Annotated in this window: 22 protein-coding genes; 8 read left to right on the plus strand and 14 right to left on the minus strand. The window is 46.6% G+C overall.

Going from position 1 to position 26,247, the window contains the following annotated elements:
• The first annotated feature begins 72 nt into the window (after window positions 1-72).
• Window positions 73-453, plus strand: a complete 381-nt coding sequence (gene apaG / locus KI655_RS09965; protein ID WP_285404273.1) for a Co2+/Mg2+ efflux protein ApaG — start codon at window positions 73-75, stop codon at window positions 451-453.
• A gap of 37 nt (window positions 454-490) precedes the next feature.
• A complete protein-coding gene (locus tag KI655_RS09970; protein WP_285404275.1) occupies window positions 491-1,294 on the plus strand; it encodes a symmetrical bis(5'-nucleosyl)-tetraphosphatase in 804 nt (267 codons plus the stop codon).
• A 53-nt stretch (window positions 1,295-1,347) separates the two neighbouring features.
• Here KI655_RS09970 and folA read toward each other — a convergent pair whose 3' ends face one another.
• The 6 genes from folA to rplU all read right to left on the minus strand — a co-directional run bounded on the left by folA (window position 1,348) and on the right by rplU (window position 5,229).
• Entirely contained in the window at window positions 1,348-1,827 is a 480-nt protein-coding gene (gene folA, locus KI655_RS09975; protein WP_285404277.1) for a type 3 dihydrofolate reductase, read from the minus strand.
• Between the two features lie 38 nt (window positions 1,828-1,865).
• Window positions 1,866-2,333, minus strand: coding sequence for a threonine/serine exporter family protein (locus tag KI655_RS09980; protein WP_373417283.1), 468 nt, complete (start codon window positions 2,331-2,333; stop codon window positions 1,866-1,868).
• Window positions 2,333-3,100 carry a threonine/serine exporter ThrE family protein gene (locus tag KI655_RS09985; protein ID WP_285404281.1) on the minus strand — a complete coding sequence of 256 codons (768 nt, stop codon included), beginning with the start codon at window positions 3,098-3,100 and terminating at the stop codon, window positions 2,333-2,335. Before KI655_RS09985 ends, KI655_RS09980 begins: the two co-directional genes overlap by 1 nt.
• Window positions 3,101-3,223: 123 nt before the next feature.
• On the minus strand, window positions 3,224-4,390 hold the full coding sequence (gene cgtA, locus KI655_RS09990) for an Obg family GTPase CgtA (RefSeq protein WP_285404282.1): 1,167 nt from the start codon (window positions 4,388-4,390) through the stop codon (window positions 3,224-3,226).
• A 250-nt stretch (window positions 4,391-4,640) separates the two neighbouring features.
• Complete coding sequence (rpmA, locus tag KI655_RS09995; RefSeq protein ID WP_032553028.1) at window positions 4,641-4,898, minus strand: 50S ribosomal protein L27; 258 nt, start codon at window positions 4,896-4,898, stop codon at window positions 4,641-4,643.
• Window positions 4,899-4,917: 19 nt separating this feature from the next.
• Complete coding sequence (rplU, locus tag KI655_RS10000; protein WP_032553027.1) at window positions 4,918-5,229, minus strand: 50S ribosomal protein L21; 312 nt, start codon at window positions 5,227-5,229, stop codon at window positions 4,918-4,920.
• 253 nt (window positions 5,230-5,482) lie between these two features.
• On the opposite strand from rplU, the gene ispB reads away from it, so the two are divergent.
• Window positions 5,483-6,454 (plus strand): octaprenyl diphosphate synthase, encoded by a 972-nt coding sequence (ispB, locus tag KI655_RS10005; protein WP_285404285.1) that lies wholly within the window; start codon window positions 5,483-5,485, stop codon window positions 6,452-6,454.
• A 74-nt stretch (window positions 6,455-6,528) separates the two neighbouring features.
• On the opposite strand, the gene KI655_RS10010 is transcribed toward ispB, so the two are convergent.
• Complete coding sequence (locus KI655_RS10010; protein WP_285404287.1) at window positions 6,529-6,720, minus strand: hypothetical protein; 192 nt, start codon at window positions 6,718-6,720, stop codon at window positions 6,529-6,531.
• Between the two features lie 121 nt (window positions 6,721-6,841).
• Window positions 6,842-7,777, minus strand: coding sequence for a malate dehydrogenase (gene mdh / locus KI655_RS10015; RefSeq protein ID WP_285404289.1), 936 nt, complete (start codon window positions 7,775-7,777; stop codon window positions 6,842-6,844).
• A 331-nt stretch (window positions 7,778-8,108) separates the two neighbouring features.
• On the opposite strand from mdh, the gene argR reads away from it, so the two are divergent.
• The 4 genes from argR to KI655_RS10035 all read left to right on the plus strand — a co-directional run bounded on the left by argR (window position 8,109) and on the right by KI655_RS10035 (window position 13,271).
• On the plus strand, window positions 8,109-8,579 hold the full coding sequence (argR, locus tag KI655_RS10020) for a transcriptional regulator ArgR (RefSeq protein WP_285404291.1): 471 nt from the start codon (window positions 8,109-8,111) through the stop codon (window positions 8,577-8,579).
• Window positions 8,580-8,921: 342 nt separating this feature from the next.
• Window positions 8,922-9,890, plus strand: a complete 969-nt coding sequence (locus KI655_RS10025; protein ID WP_032553022.1) for a TAXI family TRAP transporter solute-binding subunit — start codon at window positions 8,922-8,924, stop codon at window positions 9,888-9,890.
• Between the two features lie 259 nt (window positions 9,891-10,149).
• The gene (locus KI655_RS10030) at window positions 10,150-12,729 is read left to right on the plus strand and encodes a TRAP transporter permease (protein ID WP_285404293.1); all 2,580 of its coding nucleotides are present in this window, start codon (window positions 10,150-10,152) and stop codon (window positions 12,727-12,729) included.
• 104 nt (window positions 12,730-12,833) lie between these two features.
• Complete coding sequence (locus KI655_RS10035) at window positions 12,834-13,271, plus strand: universal stress protein (RefSeq protein ID WP_285404295.1); 438 nt, start codon at window positions 12,834-12,836, stop codon at window positions 13,269-13,271.
• A gap of 75 nt (window positions 13,272-13,346) precedes the next feature.
• On the opposite strand, the gene KI655_RS10040 is transcribed toward KI655_RS10035, so the two are convergent.
• From KI655_RS10040 to rapA, 3 genes are all read right to left on the minus strand, one after another.
• Window positions 13,347-14,309, minus strand: a complete 963-nt coding sequence (locus tag KI655_RS10040) for a D-2-hydroxyacid dehydrogenase (protein ID WP_285404297.1) — start codon at window positions 14,307-14,309, stop codon at window positions 13,347-13,349.
• Between the two features lie 38 nt (window positions 14,310-14,347).
• Entirely contained in the window at window positions 14,348-15,082 is a 735-nt protein-coding gene (locus tag KI655_RS10045; protein ID WP_285404299.1) for a pseudouridine synthase, read from the minus strand.
• Window positions 15,083-15,205: 123 nt separating this feature from the next.
• Window positions 15,206-18,115, minus strand: coding sequence for an RNA polymerase-associated protein RapA (rapA, locus tag KI655_RS10050; protein WP_285404302.1), 2,910 nt, complete (start codon window positions 18,113-18,115; stop codon window positions 15,206-15,208).
• A 466-nt stretch (window positions 18,116-18,581) separates the two neighbouring features.
• On the opposite strand from rapA, the gene KI655_RS10055 reads away from it, so the two are divergent.
• Window positions 18,582-19,964, plus strand: coding sequence for a PhoH family protein (locus tag KI655_RS10055; protein ID WP_285404304.1), 1,383 nt, complete (start codon window positions 18,582-18,584; stop codon window positions 19,962-19,964).
• Window positions 19,965-20,038: 74 nt separating this feature from the next.
• On the opposite strand, the gene tldD is transcribed toward KI655_RS10055, so the two are convergent.
• Genes tldD through KI655_RS10070 form a run of 3 tightly spaced genes read right to left on the minus strand, consistent with a single transcriptional unit; the run spans window position 20,039 to window position 26,244 of the window.
• Window positions 20,039-21,484: a metalloprotease TldD gene (gene tldD, locus KI655_RS10060; RefSeq protein ID WP_285404306.1), complete on the minus strand. Its 1,446-nt coding sequence runs from the start codon at window positions 21,482-21,484 to the stop codon at window positions 20,039-20,041.
• A 19-nt stretch (window positions 21,485-21,503) separates the two neighbouring features.
• Window positions 21,504-22,316 carry a carbon-nitrogen hydrolase family protein gene (locus tag KI655_RS10065; protein WP_285404308.1) on the minus strand — a complete coding sequence of 271 codons (813 nt, stop codon included), beginning with the start codon at window positions 22,314-22,316 and terminating at the stop codon, window positions 21,504-21,506.
• Between the two features lie 58 nt (window positions 22,317-22,374).
• Window positions 22,375-26,244 carry a YhdP family protein gene (locus tag KI655_RS10070; RefSeq protein ID WP_285404309.1) on the minus strand — a complete coding sequence of 1,290 codons (3,870 nt, stop codon included), beginning with the start codon at window positions 26,242-26,244 and terminating at the stop codon, window positions 22,375-22,377.
• Window positions 26,245-26,247 lie beyond the last annotated feature (3 nt).

Here is a 26,247-nt window from a genome sequence, read left to right on the forward strand (position 1 = left end):
GCTCCTCACTGCGGTTAGGGGCCTCTTTTTTATGTAATACTCTAGATTGAACGATAACGAAAAGGTGCGAATATGGATGTATCAACGCCTTGTATTAAGTGCCAAGTCCACTCGAAATACATAGAAGACCAATCAGAGCCGACTAAGAACCGCTATGTGTTCGCCTACATCATCACCATCAAAAACCTCAGTAAAGAGACGGTTCAGCTGCTCTCTCGCCGCTGGCTTATCACCGACTCTAACGGTAAACAGCTCTCTATTGAAGGCGATGGTGTCGTTGGTCAGCAGCCTGTGATTGAGTCCAGTGACGAATACACATACACCAGTGGCACTGTCATTGAGACCCCAGTGGGAGTGATGCAGGGACACTACATCATGACCGACAGCAAAGGTGCTGAGTTCATTGCTGAAATCGAGCCGTTTCGATTGGCAATCCCCAACATTCTCAACTAACCCTTAGCCTTCCCTACCGATTTTACAGGAATTAACTTTGCCGAATTATATTGTCGGAGATATTCAAGGCTGCTTTGATGAATTTCAGCAGCTCCTTGAGCAGATCCAATTCAATCCAATCAAAGATACCTTATGGGTTGCCGGAGACCTTGTTGCTCGTGGACCGAAATCGCTAGAGACACTTCGATATATTCGTGACCTCGGCGATTCTGCGAAGGTTGTATTGGGCAATCATGATCTTCACCTACTGGCAGTATCTCTAGGTTTATTCCCTGCGAAAGCAAAAGACAAAACCCAACCGATCTTAGATGCTCCGGACAAAGGAGCACTACTCAGTTGGTTACGTGAACAACCGCTGCTTCAAGAACATGATGAGTTTGTGATGGCACATGCTGGCATCTCGCCTCAATGGAGTTTAAAACGCGCTCGTAAAGAGAGTGAAAAGATCAGCGCATTGCTTCAGTCAGATAAATGGTCATGGCTGATTGAGAACATGTATAGCAACACCCCAGATCTTTGGAGCAAAGAGCTCAAGAAGATCGAACGCTACCGCTATGCGATCAATAGCTTTACACGAATGCGCTTCTGTTTTCCGGACGGCAGGCTAGATATGGGATGTAAGCTTCCGCCTAAAGAGGTGTCAGATAACACATTTATTCCTTGGTTTAACCTTCCGCAACGCAAACCACTTGGTAAAACGGTGTTGTTCGGTCACTGGGCAGCCTTAGAGGGCTATCAAGGAGAAGATGTGATCGGTCTAGATACAGGGTGTGTTTGGGGGGGAGAGCTCACCATACTGCGCTGGGAAGATAGGACCTTCTTTACTCAAGCGGCGTTATAATGAGATTAAAGCAGCTTGCGTTACAAGAGAAGTAACGCAAGCATTTCTATTAATTAGCGCTCAAGAATCACAAACTCCATATCGTGCTTGTTCTTGTCATCTGCCTTAAATGTTTCTGAATGGCTTTGTGTCCAACCCTCTCCCCAATCTGGGAATTGCGTATCACCATCAACGGCGAGATTAATATAAGTGAGATACAGCTTATCTGCTTTTGGTAGGCAATGCGCATAGATAGAGCCGCCACCAATGATCATCACCTCTTCGACATCACCGACCAGCTCTAATGCCTGTTCTACAGACGTCGCCATGGTCACACCTTCAATCACTAATGACGCATCACGACTAACGACCACGTTCATACGGCCCGGAAGAGGACGACCGATTGAGTCATAGGTTTTACGGCCCATAATAATCGGCTTGCCCATAGTAGAGCGTTTGAACCATGCGAAATCAGCTGGAAGATGCCAAGGCATTTGATTGTCTTTACCAATGACACGATTGTCTGCCATTGCCGCTATCATACTGATGATCATATCTATTGAGGTCCCACTCTTTATTGAAGTTAACAGGATTAGACGATAGGTCTACGGCGATAGAATAACAGCCCCGGCAACGCTAAGCCAACCGCCAAGCCTGCGATAATGAACATTGCTTTAAGGAAGTTTTCCATCAGCATCGCGACCAGTTCTGGCGTATAACCCATGTTATTAATCTCCACCATAGCGATCATCGCCTTAAAGGCAAACACGCCAGGAACCATTGGGATTAAAGCCGCAACCGTAAAGACCTTGGGGTGTGCTAACAGCTTACGAGACCAATGAACACCAATCATGCCGACAATCGTTGCAGCAAAAAACGTTGCCCACTCTATCGGAACACCGAAATGCATCATCAGATAGCGACTACCGTGCCCAATCGAACCACCAAGAGCACAATATAGAAGTGCTCGTTGAGGCACATTAAATACCAATGCAAAGCCCACCGCAGGGATGGCGGCAAAGAACATATCGTTTATGAGTCCAAACAATAAATCTAGCATTATCCAACCCATCCCCATACGCCTGATAAGCTCATCGCAGCAACAATGCCAAGGCTTGTCGCCAATGTCAGTAAACTCGCCATGGTAAAGCGTGCTAACCCCATGTTGATATGCCCTTTCAGCATGTCAGCAACAGAGTTAATCAGCGGAAAACCTGGAACCAGCATTAATACCGAAGAAGCCATGACAATAGTCGGCTGACCGCCGATATCAAACAGCACAGCTTGAGCTGAAATAGCCGTGGTTACGAAAGCCGTCACGGCAAAGTTAAGCAGAGGGTTAAAGTGACGATGACCAATTTCCTGACGAACAATCATTCCACACGCAGAGGCGATAAAGGTCATCATAAACACATGCCAATCACCGCCAGCGAGACGACTGAATGAGGCGCAAGAGAGACCAATCATTAAAACGACTAACCATCGGTTATAACGCTCTGGACTAATGTCGGAAATCTTTTTCTGAGCAAGATCGGCATCAAGGATTCCCTTCTCCATCATAATGCAGATTCGCTGAATATCAGTGACCACTTGCATGTTGATGCCACGGTCAGCACAGCTTCTGGTTGTGGTGATACAGTGATCACCCATGACTGTCGTGACCACTAATGCGTTGGCAGAGAGTGCGACTTCAACTTCATCGACACCTGATGCCAATCCAATTCGACGCATGATGTCCCCAACAAGAGTGCTCTCTGCACCGTGTGCTAACAGCATTTGTCCTGATTGAGCGACCAACCTTGATACCGCTCGTTGTTTTGATGCCATGATATCCTTCCCATTGGCGTTAATACTTAAGGGATAAATTTTGCCCTAATCCACAAATCTGAATCATGATTTAGATACAAAAAAACCGCAATTCTCATTGCGGTTTTTCTTTAATCGTTCAGATTAGTCACGAACGTAGATAACATGACCGTCATCTTCTTCGTCATCCCAATCGTCCCAATCATCATCAGTCACAACATTTTTGCCGCTCATCGCGTCTTTGTGGTAATCGTCCCACATGAAGTCGACTTTCTCTTCTTCAGTCACTTCTTCCTCTTCACGAGGTAGATTTTCCATGAAGTCAGCCAGCTTGTAACAAAGATCTTTGGTACCCAGTTTATTCACTGCAGAGATCTGGAAGTATTCACCTTCCCAACCTAGTGCATCGATAATCTCTTGGATCTTCTCTTGTGCTTCTTCCTCTGGCATTAGATCAACTTTGTTGAACACCAACCAACGAGGTTTTTGTGCAACTTTCTCGCTGTATTGCTCAAGCTCATCAATGATCGTCAATGCATTCTGGATCGGATCAGATTGATCGATCGGCATGATATCGATCATGTGCAGAAGAACACGACAACGCTCAAGGTGCTTCAAGAAGCGAATACCAAGACCAGCACCATCCGCAGCACCTTCAATTAGACCAGGGATATCGGCAACCACAAAGCTCTTCTCAGGAACCACACTCACTACACCCAGACTTGGGATAAGTGTCGTAAACGGGTAATCCGCTACTTTTGGTTTCGCTGCAGAAACAGAACGAATGAAGGTAGACTTACCTGCATTTGGTAGACCTAGCATACCTACATCAGCAAGCAGCAGTAGTTCTAGACGAAGTTCACGAACCTCACCCTTAGTACCCATGGTCTTTTGACGAGGAGCTCGGTTAACAGACGATTTAAAACGTGTGTTACCAAGACCGTGCCAACCACCTTTAGCTACCATCACTTTTTTGCCGTGCTCAGCAACTTCAGCCACGATTTCATTAGTGTGGATATCAACGGCACGAGTACCTACTGGCACTTTCAATGTGATGTCTTTACCACGCTTACCGGTACAGTTACCACCGCGGCCATTCTCACCACGCTCTGCATTGTAAAAACGTTGGAAACGGTAATCGATCAGTGTGTTTAGGTTTTCATCCGCTTGGATGTAAACATCACCACCGTCACCGCCATCACCGCCGTCAGGGCCGCCTTTAGCTACGAATTTCTCGCGCCAAAAACTTACTGTACCATTACCACCATCACCGGCTTCTACTTTTACTACCGCTTCATCAACGAATTTCATTTTTAACTCCGCACTTTGCGTTGCGTACCACTCATTAAAGAATGATATAAATTCTAGCAGATCCGTATTTAGATCGATCACCTAAGATCTAGGGTCTATCTGCAACTAAGGAACAAATAAGGAGGGGTTCTTTGCTGTACACGTAACAAGAGCACCTGCTTTTTTATTCTCGCTTTAATTTTTAATCTCACTATAAATAAAAAACCCCGCCTAACGGCAGGGCTTTTAAATTCATCTTGAGACTGAGAAATTACTCAGAATCGATGCTAACGAATTTACGGTTTTTAGGACCTTTCACTTCAAATTTCACTTTACCTTCAGTAAGAGCGAAAAGAGTGTGGTCTTTACCGATACCTACGTTAGTACCAGCGTGGAACTTAGTACCACGTTGACGAACGATGATGTTACCTGCAAGAACAGATTCACCACCGAAACGCTTTACACCAAGACGTTTGCTTTCTGAATCGCGGCCGTTACGAGTAGAACCGCCAGCTTTTTTGTGTGCCATTGTTAAACTCTCCTATAACTTAAGCGTTAATGCCAGTGATTTTCACTTCAGTGAACCACTGACGGTGGCCAGCTTGCTTACGAGAGTGCTTACGACGACGGAACTTAACGATTTTAACTTTATCGCCACGACCGTGTTGTACTACTTCCGCAGTAACCTTACCACCTTCAACAAGAGGTGCACCAACAGTGATTTCTTCACCGTTAGCAACAAGAAGAACTTTATCAAATTCAACAGTTGCACCAGTTTCAACGTCTAATTTCTCTAAACGAAGAGTTTGACCTTCGCTTACACGGTGTTGTTTACCACCAGATTGGAAAACAGCGTACATATTTTACTCCGCTTTTTCCGCACAGCCTCATTTGGGTGTGCGCTAAACTAATCATCAATAGGGCGCAGATTCTACAGAGAAGATACGCCTTTGACAAGCCATATTTTTAAAAAATTGGCGAAAACCTGTTCGCCAAAGAAAAGTGCGGCAATCATGCCCTTAAGCGATGTATTAATCAACGTTTTTTAGTGTATTATTCAACAATTAATACAACGTATAAGCCTTACAGGGTCTAACTTTAGCCGGATGAACAATGGATTTTAAAGCTATCCAAGCGCTTACTGCCAATGATATGGCAAAAGTGAATGAAACAATTCAAGCCCAACTTAATTCTGACGTAAGTTTAATCAACCAACTTGGTTTTTATATCGTGAGCGGTGGCGGCAAGCGCCTTCGCCCTTTGCTTGCTCTTTTATCAGCTCGTGCTCTTGGCTATCAAGGTGAAGCTCACATCACCTCTGCAGCCTTTATCGAGTTCATCCATACAGCGACCTTGTTGCATGATGATGTGGTCGATGAGTCAGACATGCGTCGCGGTAAAGCAACGGCCAATGCAGCCTTTGGAAACGCAGCTAGCGTATTAGTGGGTGACTTTATCTACACTCGCTCATTCCAGATGATGACCAAGCTAGGATCATTAAGGATCCTTGAGCTAATGAGTGAAGCCGTTAACGTGATCGCAGAAGGTGAAGTTCAACAATTGATGAACTGTAATGATCCTAATACGACCGAAGAAAGCTATATGCAGGTGATCTACTCGAAAACGGCACGTCTGTTTGAAGCAGCAACACAGATTGGCGCGATTTTGACTGAGTCTTCCCCTGAAGTCGAAACGGCAATGCAGAACTACGGCAAATACCTTGGTACCGCGTTCCAATTGATTGACGATGTCATGGACTACACCGCCGATGGTAAAGAGATGGGTAAGAACGTGGGCGATGACCTTGCAGAAGGTAAACCGACTCTACCGCTTCTTTACGCTATGCGTAATGGTACACCTGAGCAAGCGAGTATGATTCGTGATGCCATTGAGCACTCTAACGGTATGGAGAAGCTTGATGAGATCCTCGCTGCAATGAAAGCAACAGGCTCTCTGGAGTACACCACGCAGAAGGCTTACGAAGAGGCTGACAAAGCGATTGCAGAGTTGTCTATACTCCCAGACTCAGAATACAAGCAAGCGCTCACAACACTGGCTCACCTAGCGGTAAAACGCAGCAAATAGCCATTAAGCGCAACTGGCGATTCGTCAGATACACGAAAAAGAGCCATTGAGGCTCTTTTTTAGTTTGTGGACGCTTAGTAGCGACTGGACTCTAGCGACAAAGGAAGCTGAGCGTCTATTGCTTCTAACTCTTCTAGAGGCACTGCATATTGTTCATGGGTATGATACGACTCGACCAGTGCAGTCTGCTCCTGTTCATCGATCACCAACACCTTTCCTAGGTTTCCCAGATATTCAACATGCATCCCTTTTTGTACTCTACTCATACCCTACCCTCGGTTTTATATTTCAACGAGGAATACGAGCCTTTAGCAAACAAAGATCAAAGCCGAGATCAAAAAAGCCGCTCATCAGAGCGGCTTTCGAATCTAAACAATCTAAATGCGCCTATTTAGCGAATTCAACACCGATTTCGATGTCGCCATTTAGAGTTTCTAGCATGCTGTCTAGTGCATTGCGCTCAAAGTCACTTAGCTCACCGTAGCTTAGGATCGCTTCTGCGCCCTCTTTACCAAGCTTCACTGGTTGAGCGAAGAATGGTGCGTGCTCGCCTTCACCTTCAACGTATGCACATTCAATAACGTTCTCTTCACCTTGAAGTGCTTTCACTAGAGCTAGGCCGAAGCGACAAGCTGCTTGGCCCATAGATAGTGTTGCACTACCGCCACCCGCTTTAGCTTCTACTACTTCCGTACCCGCGTTTTGGATACGTGTTGTTAACGCTGCAACTTCTTCGTCTGTGAACTCAACGCCTTCTACTTGAGAAAGAAGAGGAAGAATCGTTACACCAGAGTGGCCGCCGATAACAGGAACACGGATGTCGCCTGGATCTTTGTCTTTTAGCTCAGCAACAAACGTTTCAGAACGAATAACATCTAGCGTAGTTACACCGAATAGACGACGCTTGTCGTATACGCCCGCTTTCTTTAGAACTTCAGCAGCAATTGGCACTGTTGTATTTACAGGGTTAGTGATGATACCAACACAAGCTGTTGGACATACCACTGCAATTTTTTCAGCTAGAGACTTAACAATACCCGCGTTTACGTTGAAAAGATCCGCACGATCCATACCCGGTTTACGAGCAACACCCGCAGAGATAAGAACCACATCTGCACCTTCTAGCGCTGGTGTTGGATCTTCACCTGCGTAACCTTTGATCGAAACAGGTGTTGGGATATGACTAAGATCCGCAGCAACACCTGGTGTTACTGGAGCGATATCGTATAAAGCAAGATCAGAACCAGCAGGTAGGCGGTTCTTAAGTAATAGGGCTAGGGCTTGACCGATGCCACCAGCGGCACCAATAACAGCTACTTTCATTGTTATTCTCCTTGAGAGATTTTCTCTTATAAGTTCTTAGTAGGGTAATTTGTGAGCGAATTTAAGTTCAAAAACTATAATAATCACAAAGTGATTACAATCAATTAACGCCAGCTTTGCGACCTCGCGCAAGTCAATAAAACCGTGCTACACAGCGAGTTTGCATTATGGGAATAATTACCTGAAATAACAAAGCAAATCGTCACAAATAGCATATTATTCCATTAAATATTTACAGTGATGTGACTAACAAATTGTCTGGATACTTTGGCTAAAAATGAATATGTATGCGAGAATATGCAAATAGATTTGTTAATAAGTAAGAAGACATATGCGCAATACAGAAAAACAAGACAACTTAGTTCGCGCTTTTAAAGCTCTATTGAAAGAAGAGCGTTTTGGCTCTCAAGGTGAGATTGTTGACGCACTCAAGCACGAAGGCTTTGAGAGCATCAACCAATCAAAAGTCTCGCGTATGTTGACAAAGTTCGGTGCGGTTCGAACTCGCAATGCAAAAATGGAGATGGTTTACTGTCTTCCTGCTGAATTAGGCGTACCGACAGTTTCTAGTTCTCTCAGAGAGTTAGTTCTAGATATTGACCACAACAATGCGTTGGTTGTTATCCACACCGGCCCAGGTGCAGCGCAGCTAATTGCTCGCCTTTTAGACTCTCTAGGCAAGTCTGAGGGCATTCTTGGCGTGGTTGCAGGTGACGACACTATCTTTATTACTCCAACGCTAGCCGTAAGCACAAAGCAGCTATTTGATTCCGTCTGCGAGCTGTTTGAATACGCTGGATAATGTCTTAAGTTTCATAAACATTAGCTAGCCGAATGGATCGCGAACAGTTATCAAGTTCGTGATCCAACTCACATCCTAGAATATCCATCCTCAACTGTTCAAAATCTCATAACTATTTGATTTTAAAAAATCTAGTTGCAAATAAAACGTTATATCAGTGCATCAATATTTAGATTTTTTCGCTATAAGTTTTAACATTCGAGTAATTTACTGCCAATTTTTTGATATTATTCAGCCACTTTTTCATCACATGGATTGAAAAAGGTGCCGTTTCCAAAGAGGAAACTCCAGGAGCAACTACACTTGTTCCAGGGTTAATAATGAATAAAGGAAGGGAAATTCATGGCATTTACCAAACTTCTTAAAGTTGGTGCGATTGCAGCTGCTGTAATGGGCGCTGGCGCAGCTAACGCTCAAGAGTTCATCACAATCGGTACTGGTTCTGTAACGGGTGTTTACTACCCAACAGGTGGTGCGATTTGTAAGCTAGTGAACAAAGGCCGCAAAGACCACAACATTCGTTGTTCAGTAGAATCGACTGGTGGTTCAATCTACAACGTTAACACTATCCGTGCTGGTGAACTGGATTTCGGTGTTGTTCAATCGGACTGGCAATACCACGGCTACAACGGTACCAGTAAGTTTAAAGATCAAGGCGAGTACAAAAAACTACGCGCTATGTTCTCTCTACACACAGAACCGTTCAACATCATTGCTCGTACAGACTCAGGCATCAATGGCGTTGCTGACCTAGCTGGTAAGCGCGTAAACATTGGTAACCCGGGTTCTGGTGACCGTGCAACTATGGGTGTTGTAATGGACGCAATGGGCTGGACTAACGACAGCTTCAAACTAGCATCTGAGCTAAAAGGTTCTGAGCGTTCTCAAGCACTATGTGACAACAAGATTGATGCATTCATCTACATGGTTGGTCACCCGAACGGTTCAATCAAAGAAGCGACAACATCTTGTGACGCTAAGCTAGTATCTGCAACTGGTCCTCAAATCGACAAGATCGTTGCTGAAAACCCATACTACGCATACAGCACAGTACCAGCAGGCATGTACCGCGGTACAGACGCTGACGTAAACAGCTTCGGTGTAGCAGCAACTATGGTAACAACGACTGACGTTTCAGACGATGTTGCTTACAACGTTGCAAAAGCAGTATTTGAAAACTTTGACACGTTCAAACGTCTTCACCCTGCATTTGCAAACCTGAAGAAAGAGGACATGGTACAAGCAGGTCTTTCTATCCCTCTTCACCCAGGTGCTGAGAAATACTACAAAGAAGTGGGTCTTCTGAAGTAATCCATCTTCAAACCTACTCTATCCAATAAGGAGGCGAGTCCTCCTTATTGGCTTTTCACGCTTTATAAAAAGAACCTAAGTGAAAAGAGACAAACCTTTAAGTCTCTCCAAATTGGAGAACTTACCTTCGTATCAAGCCTAAGACACAGACGATCAAAAACGCATTTTCCTGTCAGTTCACTACACTAGATAGGGAATAAAAATGACTGTCGCTGTGACAAGCGAAAAGGCTAGACCATCAATAATAAGGATAAAGTACATGACGCAGACAACATCACCGTCTTCTGATGTGCAAGAAATGGTGGCACAATCAGACACTGGAGCACGTAGCCCAAGCGGCATGCAGGGCCGTATTCTGTGGTTTGTGCCATTATGTTGGTCATTGTTCCAACTTTGGTATGCATCTCCGCTGCCATTTATTTTCGATTTTGCTGTATTGAACGACACCCAAGCGCGAGCTATTCACCTCACGTTTGCGATCTTTCTTGCATTCACTGCCTACCCAGCTCTAAAGAACTCCCCACGCGATCATATTCCAGCACTCGATTGGATACTGGCGCTCGCGGGTAGTTTCTCAGCCGCCTACATTTACATTTTCTATACAGAGCTTGCCGGCCGTTCTGGCGCTCCAACCACTTTAGATATTGTGGCTGCGGTTACGGGTATGGTGTTGTTACTTGAGGCAACACGACGTGCATTAGGTCCACCGTTAATGGTGGTTGCAGCGGTATTCCTGCTGTATACCTTTGGTGGCCCTCATATGCCCGACGTTATCGCTCACAAAGGTGCGAGTCTTAACAAAGCCATGTCTCACCTTTGGTTAACCACAGAAGGTGTATTTGGTGTTGCTCTGGGTGTATCAACGTCGTTCGTATTCTTGTTTGTATTGTTCGGCGCAATGCTTGAGCGTGCGGGCGCAGGTGCTTACTTCATCAAGGTTGCATTCTCACTGCTTGGTCACATGAAAGGCGGCCCAGCGAAAGCAGCGGTTGTGGCTTCGGGCTTATCTGGCCTTGTTTCTGGCTCTTCGATTGCTAACGTAGTAACCACAGGTACCTTCACAATTCCACTGATGAAGCGTGTTGGCTTCCCGGGCACCAAAGCGGGCGCGGTAGAAGTTGCGGCGTCAACCAATGGTCAATTGACTCCACCTATCATGGGTGCTGCTGCATTCTTGATGGTTGAATATGTCGGTATCTCGTACGTTGAGGTGATCAAGGCTGCACTGTTACCTGCACTGATTTCTTATGTGGCTCTAATTTACATTGTTCACCTAGAAGCATGTAAGGCGGGTATGACAGGCCTACCTCGTCGTCACACGCCAACTATCGTACAAAGCTTACTGTCTTTCACGGGTACCATTTTAGGTCTGTGTGTTATCAGTGCTGCGGTTTACTACGGTGTAGGTTGGACTAAAGATGTATTTGGTGATGCTGCAACTCCTATCGTGACGGTCGCTCTACTGATCTCTTACGTTGCGCTGGTCCGTGTTTCTGCGAAATATGCTGCTGAAGGCGGAATGGAGATCGATGCCGACCTTAAAGAGGTTCCAGATCCAGGCCCAACAATTAAATCAGGTTTGCACTTCTTACTGCCTATCGTGGTGCTGGTTTGGTGTCTAACGGTTGAACGTTTCTCTCCAGGCTTGTCTGCATTCTGGGCGACCGTGTTTATGATCTTCATTTTGATCACGCAGCGTCCGCTGATGGCTCTGATGAACCAATCAAGCGACCTTGCTGAGCAAACTAAAGCCGGTTTCGTTGATCTAGCAGAGAGCTTGGTTTCAGGCGCGCGTAACATGATTGGTATCGGTGTGGCGACAGCAGCAGCAGGTACCGTCGTTGGTGTGGTAACGCTAACGGGTATCGGCCTAGTGATGACCGACTTCGTTGAGTTCATCTCTGGCGGTAGCATCATCCTTATGCTTCTGTTCACGGCGGTTATCAGCTTGATCTTAGGTATGGGTCTGCCAACCACAGCAAACTACATCGTTGTATCAACACTGATGGCACCGGTTATTGTAACTCTAGGTGCAGCACACGGCCTTATCATCCCACTGATTGCCGTACACCTATTCGTGTTCTACTTCGGTATTCTTGCGGACGATACACCTCCTGTAGGTCTGGCTGCGTTTGCAGCGGCTGCAATTGCGAAATCAGATCCAATTCGTACCGGTATTCAAGGTTTTACCTACGATATCCGTACCGCAATCTTGCCGTTCATGTTCATCTTCAACACCCAACTACTATTAATGGGCATTGATTCTTGGTGGCATTTAGCACTGACGATCTTCTCTTCTGTAACCGCTGTACTGATCTTCGCAGCTGCGACGCAAGGTTGGTGGTTCACGAAGAACAAATGGTGGGAAACCGTTCTGTTGATTGCTCTGACGTTCTCATTCTTCCGTCCAGGTTTCTGGTGGGACATGATCTACCCAGAGAAGGTTCTTTCACCTGGAGTTGAGATTGCTCAAATCACAGAAAATCTTTCTGTGGGACAATCACTTGAGTTAAGAGTCGGTGGCGAAAACTTAGAAGGTGACTATTCTGAGAAAACAGTACGCCTACCATTTGAAGACTCTGCGACAACCAGTGAAGAACGTATCTCTTCAATGGGCTTAATGCTAACCGAAGCCGACGGCAAGATGATTGTTGATATGGTTGAGTTTGGTAGCCCAGCAGAAGCTGCCGGTATTGATTTCGATTGGGAAATTAAATCCGTTATTCAAGATGCGGAGCGACCAATGAAGGAGTGGGTATTCTTACCATGTCTACTTATTCTTATTGGTTTAGCAATGAATCAAAGAAGACGTGCTCGTAAGGACGAGATTAGCGCGTAACGATGGGAAGTGAGAGCGGATGGCGCTTTCACTTCTGTATTACACGGAAAGGATAGTGACGGCGTTTGATTTTATCGGCGCTGCTAAACGAAAGAGACAAATACATGTACAGACAAATCCTTGTTCCAGTTGATCTCAACGACAAAGGCTTTTCAGACAAAGCCGTTGAACTTGCAGTATGGCACGCTAAAAACAGCAACGCAGAGATTCACCTTTTGAACGTTCTGCCAGGTATTCACATGTCTATGGTCGCGTCTTACTTCCCGAAAGATGCAGCGAACCAAATGAAGCAAGACGTAAAACGTCAGCTGAAAGAGTTTGCAGACAAGTACATCGATGACGAAGTGATCTATAAAGTGCATGTGGCAGAAGGCAAGACTTACACGACGATCCTAGACCACGCTGAAAAGCTAGGCGCAGACCTTATCGTTATGCCAAGCCATAAGCGCTCTAAGATTGATAAAGTAGTTCTAGGCTCTGTTGCGAGCAAAGTAGTACAGAACTCACCAATCAATGTTTTGGTTGTGAAGCCTCAAGGCTAAATCTCTACCACATAAAACACAAAAGGTTGGCCTACGTGCCAACCTTTTTTATACCCAGTACAAGTAGACCTACGCCTAAACTACGCTATTTTGCCTATCTCCAGCCACGAAAGCTTCGATGTTATACATGAGAATATCCGCAAGTTTTTGAATCGCAGTATCACTGCCCCACGCCACATGAGGAGTCAGCAGTAGATTTGGCAGTTCGCTGTTAGCAAGTAGAGGATTCGATCTGTCTGCGGGCTCTTCAGTGAATACATCAACACCCGCTCCAGCAATCTCTCCACTGCGAAGTGCATCAACTAAGGCTTCTTCATCGACGAGCCCACCACGACCAGCATTGATCACCACACAGTTAGACTTCATCATCTGAAACTCAGCGCTCGAAAGCATGTTCTCTGTTTGAGTCGTTAACGGGCAATGCAAGCTAATCGCATCAGCAGCCTTGAGCACCTCTTCGAAGGTCATATAGCCCTCTCGACACTGACTCTTCCCCTTACGCTCTGCAAATATCACATTCATACCAATTGCTTTGGCTAACGCCGCGGTAGCTTGACCTAAACTGCCGCTACCAATCACGCCTAATGTGCTACCCGCAATATCTTGAATTGGGTGAGTGAAAAAGCAGAACTGCTTATCTCGCTGCCACACATCGTCTTCAATATCTTGATGATACCCTTTAAGATTCCGCTTTAGAGCAAACAGCATAGCGATGACATGCTCAGGTACAGACTGTGTCGCATAGCCCTGAATATTGCTGACTGAAATGGCGTTACTTTGGCAGTACTCCAAATCGATATTGTTGACACCCGTTGCTGAGACCGCAATAAAGCGCAACTGCGTTGCCTGCGATAAATTAGCAGCATTCAGTACCACTTTATTGGTGATAACAATATCTGCCTCTTTAACCCGCTGTGCAACTTGATTCGGTTGAGTAAAATCGTACTCAACCCAATCATGTTCGAAACTGAGCGGCTTGAGTGAAATCTGAGACGGTATGGTTGCTCTATCGAGAAACACTACCCTTGGTTTGGTCATTGTCCTTCCTTGCATCAAGATATAACTATCACTCCATTCTACCCTTTTAGCTTTTTGTAATCTGGTAGCGTTGGCTCAATATCGAAGTGTTGCGTTATCTGTGGTCTTGCCTCGGGATAAAAATCACACCCAACAAAGGCGGTAAACAGTTGGTCATTAACCGGATGGTAAAAACTCAATTCACAGGCATGAAGTTCTAATCGATCCGAGTAACTTAGAGCCGGTTCACTCGAATAAAACTCATCGCCCACAATAGGATGACCTAGCGCCATAGTATGAACACGCAGTTGATGAGAGCGACCGGTGATCGGCAGCAGCCTTAACACAGTCGTATGCTCTTCCATTTTTTCTACTTGATAGCGCGTTTGCGAAGGCTTTCCATGCTCAAAACAGACCTTTTGTCGTGGCCGATTCGGCCAATCACAGATCAAGGGTAGGTCTACCTCACCCTCTGCTGTATCTACGGCTCCCCAAACACGCGCATAGTAAAGCTTATGAGTCAGTCGATACTGAAACTGCTTCTTTAAATGACGCTCAGCCTCTTTATGCTTAGCAAATAGCATCAGCCCTGAGGTCGACATGTCCAAGCGATGCACGGCTTGCGCCTGTGGGTAAGCCTCTACGACTCTGCTCCACATACTGTCGTAGTGCTTTGGCTCTCGGCCGGGAACCGACAGCAACCCTGACGGCTTGTTAACGACTAAGATATCTGCGTCTTCAAACACAACCTCAATCCAAGGAGCGGTCGGTGGCTGGTACTCAATTAAAGCCATAGTGTGCCTTCTGTTGTGCCGCCATCATTTAATCTACTGATTTAAAAGCGTAGCTATAGGCGACAGGATAAAAGTAGGGCCTTCATAAAGAAGGCCCCAATCGATACTTTTCAGGTCAACGAATTAGTTATGCGAAACGACAATCAAACGCAGAGAATCAAGCTGTACCTGAGCTTTAGCAATGTAGCCCGTTAGCTGAGCGATTTGTGTTTCAATCACTTCTAGCTCTTCATCACGAATGTTCGGGTTCACTGCTTTCAATGCTTGGAGACGCTCTAGTTCACCGTTCAGATTCGCCTGCATCTCTTTTTGAGCTTGCTCTCGAACCTCTTCAACTTTCGGTAGCACTTGCGCTTCACCCGCTTCAATCAGCTTATGGATATCTGATTGTACTGACGTTACCAGCTTGCTCGCCAAGTGACGGTTTACAGGGCTCAGTTGGCGGTTAAAGCCTTCAAACTCCACCTGAGAAGAGAGATCGTTACCACGACCATCCATCATCAGACGAATCGGTGTTTTCGGCAGGAATTGACTGATACCGCTGCGCTTCGGTGCTTGTGCATCAACAAGGTAAACCAACTCCAAAAGAATTGTGCCTACAGGTAGTGCTTTGTTCTTCAACAACGATACCGCTGACGTACCCACACCTTCACTCAATAGCAGATCAATACCGCCTTGAATCATCGGGTGCTCCCAGCTGATGAAGTTCATATCTTCACGAGACAGCGCCGTAACACGGTCGAAGGTGATCGTTGCACCTTCGTATGGCAAACCTGGGTAGCTTGGAACCATCATGTGCTCAGATGGTGTTACTACCAGTGCGTTTTCACCCTTGTCATCTTGGTTAAGACCGATAGTGTCGAATAGGCTAAGTGCAAATGTCACCAAGTTGGTGTCGCCATCAGTAGAAGCAATTTTCTCAGCGATTTCAGTCGCTTTCTCACCACCGTTCGAGTGCATCTCAAGCAGTCGATCACGACCTTTCTCAAGATCTGCTTTAAGGCTCTGGTTGAGTTTCGCCGACTCTTCAATCACTTCATCTAACTGTTCAGTGTTACCCGATGCTAGCATCTCAATCAGGTTTTCTGCGTATTTGTCGTAAACGGTGCGACCGGTTGGACACGTCTCACCAAACGCATTCAATCCTTCATCAAACCAACGTGCAAGAATCGCTTGCGAGGTACCTTTCAGGTATGGAACGTGGATATCGATATCACGCTGCTGACCGATACGATCAAGACGACCAATACGCTGCTCTAGCAGATCGGGGTTAAACGGTAGATCGAACATCACCAGTTGGTTCGCAAACTGGAAGTTACGACCTTCTGAGCCGATTTCACTACAGATCAGAACCTGTGCGCCACCCTCTTCCTGTGCGAAATAAGCCGCAGCTTTATCGCGCTCTAGGATCGACATGCCTTCGTGGAATACCGTTGCACGAATGCCTTCACGCTCACGCAGTGCCTGCTCAAGTTGCAATGCTGTGCTCGCACGCGAAGCGATCACTAGGATCTTCTCGCTACGCTTATCTTGGATCTTGTCCAGAAGCCAGTTTACGCGAGAATCGAACTGCCACCAGCTTGACTCTTCACCTTCAAACTCTTGGAAGATCTCTTCTGGGTATAGCATCTTCATCGCACGAGCTTCTGGCGTCATCTTACCGCCAATCATGCCCGATACGCGCATCGACGTGGTGTACTGACTTGGGATCTCCATTGGCAACAGGTGAACGTTACGCTTAGGGAAACCTTTAATCGCAGCACGCGTGTTTCTAAATAGAACACGACCTGTACCGTGACGATCCATGAGGTTATCGATCAATTCTTGACGCGCGATAGCTTGCTCTTCTTCAGGGCTATCGCCTTCGATAACGCGGAACAGCGGCTCCACATCTTGCTCAGAAAGAAGCTCTGTGATCTGATTTTTCTGGCTGTCTTCTAGCTTCACACCAGAGAAGAGTGCAGTAACCGCATCAGCTACTGGAGCATATTGCTCTTCTTCTTCAACAAATGCGTCGTAGTCATAGAAGCGATCAGGATCCAGCAGGCGCAGGCGAGCGAAGTGGCTCTCGCGGCCTAACTGTTCTGGCGTTGCCGTTAGCAGCAACACACCCGGTGTATTTTCAGCTAAGCCTTCAACCACTTGGTATTGACGGCTCGGCTTGTCTTGGCTCCACTCTAGGTGGTGCGCTTCATCGACAACCAACAGATCCCACTCGCCCTCTAGCGCCTGCTCATAGCGCTTGCGGCTCTTACGCAGGAAGTCGAGTGAACACAGTACATATTGCTGGGTATCAAACGGATTATCTGATTCCGCGAATGCTTCAATACAACGCTCTTCATCAAAGATTGAGAAATGCAGGTTGAAACGACGCATCATCTCAACAAGCCATTGGTGTTGCAGTGTTTCTGGTACCACAATCAAGATACGCTCAGCACGGCCAGACAATACTTGTTGATGGATGATCATGCCCGCTTCGATGGTTTTACCCAGACCAACTTCATCTGCGAGTAAAACGCGCGGTGCATGACGACGACCCACTTCATGAGCGATGTACAACTGGTGAGGGATAAGACCTGCACGCATGCCGCATAGGCCACGCATAGGGCTTTTGTGTTGTTGGTATTGGTTGCTCAGCGCACGGTAGCGAAGCACAAAGTTGTCCATGCGATCGATCTGACCAGCGTACAACTTGTCTTGAGGTTTGTTAAAGCGGATCTGGTTGCTCAGGAAGATCTCACGAAGCGTGATATCACCCTCTTCCGTATCTTGACGAGTACCTCGGTAGGTAAATAGACCTTTCTCTTCAATCACTTCCTCAACCGACAGTGACCAGCCTTCTTGACATTCAATAACATCGCCAACATTAAACGTTACTCGGGTTACGGGAGCATCAGTACGTGCGTAAACACGATTCTCTTCTGATGCGGCAAACATTAGTGTCACTGTGCGAGCATCCATTGCTACAACGGTACCTAAACCTAAATCGCTCTCCGTATCGCTTATCCAGCGCTGCCCCAAAGCAAATGTCATGAATCGACTACCTCAATCTTATCTATGGAATTTGGTCATTTAAGCTATCAATTTCTTATCGGAACTTTGCAATTCCCAGAATAAAAATATAGCTAAAAATGCTTCATTTGCAGCCACATTTTTCTCAAGCCAATCAGATTCTATTGGTTGAGAATATGGTGCAGAAAAAGGTCGCTCATCTTACTTGATGCTGTGATTTAGGTCACGCCAAAAGGTGATGATTTCATGCTTTTTTTCTGATTTCGTCTGTGCAATCAAACTGTCAAAAAAGCATGGCTATTCTAGAACGCAAAGATTGCTGTTTTTACATGAATGAACCATATTTACAGTATCGGCAATATGGTGACATTCCTCTGGCTAAAGTTGAGCTAGGTTGTTAACTAACATGCTCATTAGGCTTTGATCCTAGCTGGCTTTATCCACGTTTATCTGTGATACAAGAAGCCGTATCTGGCAAGGAGATGCTATGGGCGAGACCAATCGGAAACTATTTGTTCTAGACACCAACATTCTACTTCACGAACCCTTCGCTATTTTTTCTTTTCAGGAGCATGACGTGGTTATCCCCATGACTGTGCTTGAAGAACTCGACCGAATCAAAGACAGCAAAAGAGATGTCGCACGCGACGCAAGAATCGCAATTCGCGCGTTAGAGGACCTATTCAGAGATGCGACCCCAGATCAAATCTCAGAAGGCATTCCATTTTCTAAAGACCTAAACAGCGCTACAGGCAGTATTTCCATTCTCGCAGACTATGAGCTGCAAGAGAGCATCAAAGCATTTGCCGACGATAAAGCCGGCGACAACCGAATTCTTAATGCTGTGCTCTATCTACAAAACAAACGCGCACCACGTGAGGTGGTGTTAATCACTAAAGACATCAACATGCGTCTACGTGCTAAAGGTGCAGGCGTGCGTTTTGTTGAAGATTACCAAACCGACCAACTGATTGATGATATCCAATATCTAACCAAAGGCTTCCAAACGATAGAGGGCGCATTTTGGGATGGCATTGATAACGTTGATAGCCGAACTCTCGGAGGCAAGACTTTCCACACCTTAGCGCGCAGTCCTTTCGAACCCACTTTTATTAACCAATATGTGATTGATGAAGAGAGTGATTTCGCTGCTCGTGTTGCAGAGATAGAAGCGGAAACCATTACTCTGCAAGACATGAGCCGCGAGCGCCTAATGAGCCGTCGCACCTGGGACATCACGCCGAAGAATATCTATCAAGGGATGGCAATAGATGCACTGCTCGATCCAGATATCGACTTGGTAATCCTCACTGGCGCCGCTGGTAGTGGTAAAACACTACTCGCCATGGCGGCAGCCCTTGAGCAAACCATTGAGCGTAAGCAATTCGATAAGATCATCGTGACCCGAAACACACCGGATATCGGTGAGTCGATTGGCTTCCTACCCGGTACCGAAGAAGAGAAGATGCTGCCTTGGCTGGCTGCGGTGACCGATACGCTCGAAGCGCTACACAAAAATGACCACTGCACAGAAGGCTCGATGAAGTATATCTGTGACAAGGCGAACATTCAGTTTAAGTCGATCAACTTTATGCGCGGCCGTTCAATTCAGAACGCCTTTGTACTGCTTGATGAGTGCCAAAACCTCACCGCTTCACAAATCAAGACCATCATCACTCGTTGTGGTGAAGGCACCAAGATTGTCTGCTCAGGTAACCTAGCGCAGATAGATTCTTCCTACCTAACACCAGTCACTTCTGGTTTAACTTATATGGTTGAGCGCTTCAAAGACTTTGAAGGCAGTGCCAATATCCACCTCAATGGTGTGGTGCGAAGCCGCCTAGCCGAGTTTGCTGAAGAGAATATGTAGTCCTAAACCTCACTAACAAATACGAAAAAGCGCCTCACTAGGAGGCGCTTGATTCATTCTGGGAAGAGTATTGATTACTCCGTACCACCGACAGTCAGTGAGTCAAGCTTCAGCGTTGGCTGACCAACACCTACTGGTACGCTTTGACCCGCTTTACCACATACACCGACACCACGGTCAATGCTAAGGTCATTACCAACCATAGACACCTGCTGCATAGCTTCGATACCCGAACCAATCAGCGTTGCGCCTTTCACAGGGTGAGTGATCTTGCCGTTTTCAATCATGTAGGCTTCAGAAGCCGAGAACACGAACTTACCGGATGTAATATCCACCTGACCACCACCAAAGTTTGGTGCATAGATGCCCTTATCAACGGTTGCGATGATCTCTTCTGGCGTATGCTCACCCGGTAGCATGTAAGTGTTGGTCATACGAGGCATTGGAAGATGAGCGTAAGACTCGCGACGGCCATTACCCGTTGGTGCAACACCCATCAAGCGCGCATTGAGTTTGTCTTGCATGTAGCCCTTCAACACACCATTTTCAATCAGCGTATTGTATTGGCCGTTAACACCTTCGTCATCTACGTTCAGTGAGCCACGTAAATCAGTCAACGTACCATCATCAACGATCGTACATAGGCTCGATGTAACTTGCTCACCAATTTTGCCAGAGAAAACGGAAGACTCTTTTCGGTTAAAATCACCTTCTAAACCATGACCTACCGCTTCGTGCAGTAGCACACCCGGCCAACCAGAGCCTAATACCACAGGCATTGCACCGGCAGGCGCAGCTACAGCTTCGAGGTTAACCAGAGCTTGGCGAATTGCTTCGTCAGCAAACTGATAAGCCACTTGAGAACCGTTGTCGTCACTTAGGAAGAAATCGTAACCAAAGCGACCACCGCCACCAGCACTACCACGCTCACGACGATCGCCTTTTTGCGCTAATACACTGATAGACAGACGAACAAGAGGACGAATATCACCCGCATACGTACCATCGGTTGCTGCTACTAGCATTTGCTCATGCACACCACTCAGGCTGATCGACACTTCTGTCACCATCGGCTCTTTAGTACGAATGTAAGCATCCAGCGCCTTCAGGAGTTCGGTTTTTTGCTGTTTTTCCCAGCTCGCTAGCGGGTTTACTGCATCATAGTAAATCTGATTGGTATTGCGCTTAAACGCATGAACCTGAGTGTTTTGGCCCTGCTTAGCAATACCACGCGCAGCAATCGCGCTCTGTTTTAGACCTTCCAATTGGATTTGGTCAGAGTAGGCAAAACCGGTTTTCTCACCAGCAACAGCACGAACACCCACACCACAGTCGATGTTAAATGAGCCGTCTTTAATGATGCTGTCTTCTAAAACGAGAGACTCATGCCAGCTGGACTGAAAGTAGATATCAGCATAATCAATTTGGCGGGTAGCAATGCTCGCCAATGTATCTGCGATATTTTGCTCCGTAAGCCCTGTCGGGTTAAGTAGCGCTTCTTCAATTTGATTGATGCTCATAAATGGCTCTTATTTTTAATTAAAATTGATTCGAAAATCGAGAGTGTTGAACGATTGGCATATTCTGTCTAATAGGCTCACAACTTTTGGTATCGAGTTCGACAACCATGCTCTTCGGCTCTTGGCCTAGTTGTGCCACCACTCTCCCCCATGGGTCAATCACCATGGAGTGTCCCCAGGTCTCTCGCTGACAAGGGTGCTTCCCGCCCTGTCCAACCGCAACGACCCAAGATTGTGTTTCAATGGCTCGGCAGCGTAATAACGCTTCCCAATGCGCCTCGCCCGTCACAGCAGTAAATGCCGCCGGTACGACAATAATCTGTGCGCCCTGCTTTCTTAATTCAGAGTAGAGGTGCGGAAAGCGCACATCATAGCAAATACTCAAACCTAAGCGACCAAAAGGTGTCTCAGCAGTGACGACGCGATCACCGGGCGTAAAAATATCCGATTCGCGATAACACTTGTGTGCGTCAGCCACATCTACGTCAAACATATGCAGTTTGTCGTAATGGGCGACAACCGTACCGAAATCATCGATGACCAATGAGGTTGTCGTCACCCCAGTCACCGTCTTGATGGGCATACTGCCGACAACAATCCAAACACGATGCTGCTTGGCTAATTCACCGATTTGCTTTTGAAGTGGCCCGTCTCCCAACGGCTCTGCATGTTGGTGGTAATCCTTTTTGCTGCCGAACACCAAGGCATTTTCTGGGCAGACGACCCAGTTAGCTCCGTGCTCTTTACACTTAGCTATCTCTTTCGACAGAAAGTGCAGATTCTCGCTCGGGCTGGGCCCTGAGGTCATCTGAATCAAGCCAACACAATCCATGTGTTTTACTCCTTTATCATTCTTCATCCAGTCATATGAGTGCTAAAAGCGACCCGGTTTACTGGGCCATATCTCTAAGCTTTTCTGGCAATTTGAACTCGCCTTTACTTCGCGATAGCTCACTTACAGTCGGAGAGTCCAGTGGGCCTTTTACCGAGTAATTCACTTGAGTAAATACCTCAACAACTGGCGAGATCACGGTGGTAATGGCCAACACGTAGAGTGCCGTTTGTGGTGTTACAGCAAACGCAGTCAATACCGGAATACCCGAAGTAATGTCTGGGGTGAAGTTCACCTCAGCATCAACTAAGCGACTATTAAGGTTCGCGATGCCTTTAATCTTCATCTCACCCGCGACGGCATCCATTCTCAGATCGTTGGTTAAGAAAATCCCGTTTTGGAATTCACCGGTTCCCGTAATACTGTTGAATGCCATGCCTTTATCGAACACATCCGAAAAATCGAGCTGCATTTTGCGCAAGATAGAATCAAGACTAAATAGGCCAAGCAGTCGAGCTGCCCCGCTCACATCAGAGATGATCCCCTTGCCAAGCTCTGTCTCAACATCGCCACCAAGAGTGTCGATCTTGATCCCCCACGGTGAACCATCCCACTCAAGCTGTGCTTTCATCGAGAACGGCGCTTTCTGAATACCCGAGGTAATACCAAAACGCTCCATCAATTCACTGTTGTTTTCACCCTCAACATCAACATTCAATGCTGAATGGCTTTCGGTATCGCTCAGTGCCCACCAACCGCTCAGATCAGCTTTGTTGCTGCCGCTTCGAACTTGGATCTTGTTCCACTCAATACGATCATTCTTACGTTGTAGCTCAACATCAACCTTGCCAACCTTGTAACCCTGCAACCAAAAATCTTTAATCACAAGGGTTAGGTTTGGCATCGCATCATGGATCTTTCGGTCCAACTCAGAGATCAATGGTGAATCTTCATCTTTACGCTGTAGCAGTTGGTCTTCGCTCTTCTTCTCGCTCCACTCAGGCACAAATAGGTGCAGGCGATCCAAAGAAACCGTGAGATCATACGGCGCTAAGTAGTTGATATCGCCCTCAACCTCTTGGCTTGCAAGCTGCATTTGCCACGCTGATTTATTCTTACGCGCACTAAATTCCACATCATTCCAAGCGATACCACCAAGCGTGAGCTCTTTACTCTCTAGCGTAAGACGCGTCGGTGCCGGTATGGTTGGCGTGTTCATCTGGCTTAATACGGCCGTCGACGGCTTTACGGGTTCCATAACCACCGCTAGCCAATCATCAAGGTTAAACTCATCGGTACGGATCAGCGCATGATGCCCAACCACAGGACTTATCTTAAAGCCGCCACGCCCTAACACCAGGTTGGTCGCCTTGAGCACTGGTACGTCGCCAGTAATGTCGATCTCTGTTTGATACTTGGTATTCGGCAACTGCAGACGCGCTGTGATTGACTCCTGATTCCCTGACGCCTGAAGCCTTGCAGTGCCTTTCTCAAAGGTGCTCTTGGCCAATGGGTATGGATAATCACTCGCCAAATAGGTTAGGTCTGACTGTAAGTCTAGCTGATAAGTGAAACCTATGTCGTTGAGTTGTATATCGATATTTGATTGCCACGGTGCGTGACCTGACAAGCGGCTCAACCATTGCTCACCAATGTATGGCTCAAGTGGCTTAACATCCCAATCACCGAGAACATCAATCCCAACCGCATAACCCGGGCCATCATTCTGACCCGTAAAATCAACTGAAATGCCTTGAGTTAAGAGTTCTGCAGATAAGCCTGTCGCCGTCACTACATCGTTATCAAATTCGATACGACCGGTAGTATTTTCCAGCACCATAGGCGGCGCTTCTATCTGTACATGATTCCCTTTTAGGTCAGCATAACCCCAAGCTCTTGGTTCTCGGCTGTTATCAAACGGAATATCAAGCTGGAACTCAGAATAAACATCACCGTTAACTTGAAGTGCGGTCAATGCAGCACCGACTGAGTCCACCAACGGAGATGACGTCATGTAATCACGAACCGCGTTACCCGTTGCGGTTGCTTTGGCCTCAATTTCAATGTGGCCGCCTTCTCCTAGGTAAGGAATTCGCCCTGTGATTCGATCAGCAGTGACATCCATCAACTGAGCAGAACGAGAATCAAGGTGCATTGCATCATTCTCAAACAACAGGTCGAGTTGAAGATCGGTGATCAATGGCCATGCCGTATCGAAACTGAATTTCACATCCTCAAGCCCTACCCAGATCTGGAAAATTCCATCATGGTTTGAATAAGGAAATTGAGCTAGCTCGCCGTGCCATAACAGTTTCACCGAGCTTGAACGGCCTGCTTGAATCGCAGTCGAAAGATAATCGGTAAGCTCTTGTCCTAATGCCAGTGTTGGCAGGTAACGCCATGTTTCTCCGACGTTGTAAGCATCCGCTTCGCCATAGAAAGAGAGATAAGGACTGGCGTTGTTAGGGAAGTCGAGACGAAAAGCACCCAGCACTTGCAGATCAGGCGTCGCCGCCGTCACTTTGTCAGACCATAGGCGCCAACCATTCTCATCTTGCTGCCAAACAATATCCACTTGGCCTTGCTTGATATTTAGTGGAGCTTGGAACACCTCGCCATATGGGAAGACGTCGTCAATCACATTGATACTGGCCTTTGCCTCAGTTGTAGAACCAAACACCGAGCCAGAAACTTGGCTAAAACCCGGTAGCAACTCCCACTGCTCCATAGCTAAATCAGAGAAACTCGCTGAATAACGAAGGCTCTCAATACCAGAATCCATTGAGACACGAATATCGTCAACCAAGCCACCCGGCGACAATTGATCGAGCAGTTCATTGGATTTTTCTGATTCTGGCAGCAACTTGATAAGTGGGGTCAACGCAGCAATATCGAGCTCAGAAACATTGAGTTGCCACGGGCCTTTCTGCCAATTGAAAGCCACATCCAACTCTGGCCAAGCATGATCATCGGTGCGCAGGTTAAGTGAGTGACCATTCACTTGCCAGCCAAGTTGAGTTGGAGTTAACTTGAAGGTGCCCGACTCAATCATTAGCTCATGATAGCCATCTTCATCCCAAGTGAGTTCTGAAGGCAAGACTTCTACATACGCATCGACCGGTTTGCTGTTCTTGAGCGTAAGCCAGCTATTAAGGCTGACATTACCGGTTTTAATGCCCGATTCTGCTTGCATGTAGCGAGTGAGCCAAGGCTTCACTGAAATATTTTCAGCACTGACATAGAACTGCCCAGTAACGTCTGTTAATGAGCCACCATCAACAAAGTTAGCACTTACTGACAAAGAGTTGAGGTTAGCGTCTTTAATGCTGACAACACCCTCAGCAAGATGATGCTTACCAGAGTTCTGCCACTTGAGGGTTTCAATATCGAGTTGACGTTCTTCATCAGAAACCGTTCGATAAAGTAACGAGGAATCCTTAGCCGTAACATCGACCAAGGTTTTAAGTAGAAGGTTATCGAGCTCTTTGATGACCCGACCCGACGAGTCCGAAGTCTCTGTCCCACTGCTATCGCGAGCAGCAAACAGATCAATGGATCGGATATCGAGATACATCCCGTTCATCACCAAGTCGGCAACAACCGGACGCATTTGAATCGCCGATTGAATCAGATCGAATTCAACTTCGACTGTTTCAACGGAAAACGTCACATCTTCAGCTTGAACAAGATTGGCTTTCACCCCCTTCAGGGCAATAGAAGGGTGTGTGTTTCGCCAAAAGCCACTCACATCTTGAATAGAAAAATCAAAACCTGAATGCTGATCAACCCACTGTTCAATTTCAGTTTGGTATTTATTCAGGTTAGGAAGCGCAACACGTAAAGTGGTTACCGCTATGGCAAGCGCCACAAGTAAAGTAACCACTAACCATAAACATGCACGCAGTAGCTGAGTAACACTAGAGCTCACAAA

This window comes from Vibrio sp. D404a (genome assembly GCF_030248535.1).
Classification (GTDB): domain Bacteria; phylum Pseudomonadota; class Gammaproteobacteria; order Enterobacterales; family Vibrionaceae; genus Vibrio.

Excerpts from the sequence above, each read along its gene's own strand:
- apaG (WP_285404273.1), top strand. The coding sequence starts at position 73 with ATGGATGTATCAACGCCTTGTATTAAGTGCCAAGTCCACTCGAAATAC.
- folA (WP_285404277.1), bottom strand. The coding sequence starts at position 1,827 with ATGATCATCAGTATGATAGCGGCAATGGCAGACAATCGTGTCATTGGT.
- KI655_RS09980 (WP_373417283.1), bottom strand. The coding sequence starts at position 2,333 with ATGCTAGATTTATTGTTTGGACTCATAAACGATATGTTCTTTGCCGCC.
- KI655_RS09985 (WP_285404281.1), bottom strand. The coding sequence starts at position 3,100 with ATGGCATCAAAACAACGAGCGGTATCAAGGTTGGTCGCTCAATCAGGA.
- cgtA (WP_285404282.1), bottom strand. The coding sequence starts at position 4,390 with ATGAAATTCGTTGATGAAGCGGTAGTAAAAGTAGAAGCCGGTGATGGT.
- rpmA (WP_032553028.1), bottom strand. The coding sequence starts at position 4,898 with ATGGCACACAAAAAAGCTGGCGGTTCTACTCGTAACGGCCGCGATTCA.
- rplU (WP_032553027.1), bottom strand. The coding sequence starts at position 5,229 with ATGTACGCTGTTTTCCAATCTGGTGGTAAACAACACCGTGTAAGCGAA.
- ispB (WP_285404285.1), top strand. The coding sequence starts at position 5,483 with ATGGATTTTAAAGCTATCCAAGCGCTTACTGCCAATGATATGGCAAAA.
- KI655_RS10010 (WP_285404287.1), bottom strand. The coding sequence starts at position 6,720 with ATGAGTAGAGTACAAAAAGGGATGCATGTTGAATATCTGGGAAACCTA.
- mdh (WP_285404289.1), bottom strand. The coding sequence starts at position 7,777 with ATGAAAGTAGCTGTTATTGGTGCCGCTGGTGGCATCGGTCAAGCCCTA.
- argR (WP_285404291.1), top strand. The coding sequence starts at position 8,109 with ATGCGCAATACAGAAAAACAAGACAACTTAGTTCGCGCTTTTAAAGCT.
- KI655_RS10025 (WP_032553022.1), top strand. The coding sequence starts at position 8,922 with ATGGCATTTACCAAACTTCTTAAAGTTGGTGCGATTGCAGCTGCTGTA.
- KI655_RS10030 (WP_285404293.1), top strand. The coding sequence starts at position 10,150 with ATGACGCAGACAACATCACCGTCTTCTGATGTGCAAGAAATGGTGGCA.
- KI655_RS10035 (WP_285404295.1), top strand. The coding sequence starts at position 12,834 with ATGTACAGACAAATCCTTGTTCCAGTTGATCTCAACGACAAAGGCTTT.
- KI655_RS10040 (WP_285404297.1), bottom strand. The coding sequence starts at position 14,309 with ATGACCAAACCAAGGGTAGTGTTTCTCGATAGAGCAACCATACCGTCT.
- KI655_RS10045 (WP_285404299.1), bottom strand. The coding sequence starts at position 15,082 with ATGGCTTTAATTGAGTACCAGCCACCGACCGCTCCTTGGATTGAGGTT.
- rapA (WP_285404302.1), bottom strand. The coding sequence starts at position 18,115 with ATGACATTTGCTTTGGGGCAGCGCTGGATAAGCGATACGGAGAGCGAT.
- KI655_RS10055 (WP_285404304.1), top strand. The coding sequence starts at position 18,582 with ATGGGCGAGACCAATCGGAAACTATTTGTTCTAGACACCAACATTCTA.
- tldD (WP_285404306.1), bottom strand. The coding sequence starts at position 21,484 with ATGAGCATCAATCAAATTGAAGAAGCGCTACTTAACCCGACAGGGCTT.
- KI655_RS10065 (WP_285404308.1), bottom strand. The coding sequence starts at position 22,316 with ATGGATTGTGTTGGCTTGATTCAGATGACCTCAGGGCCCAGCCCGAGC.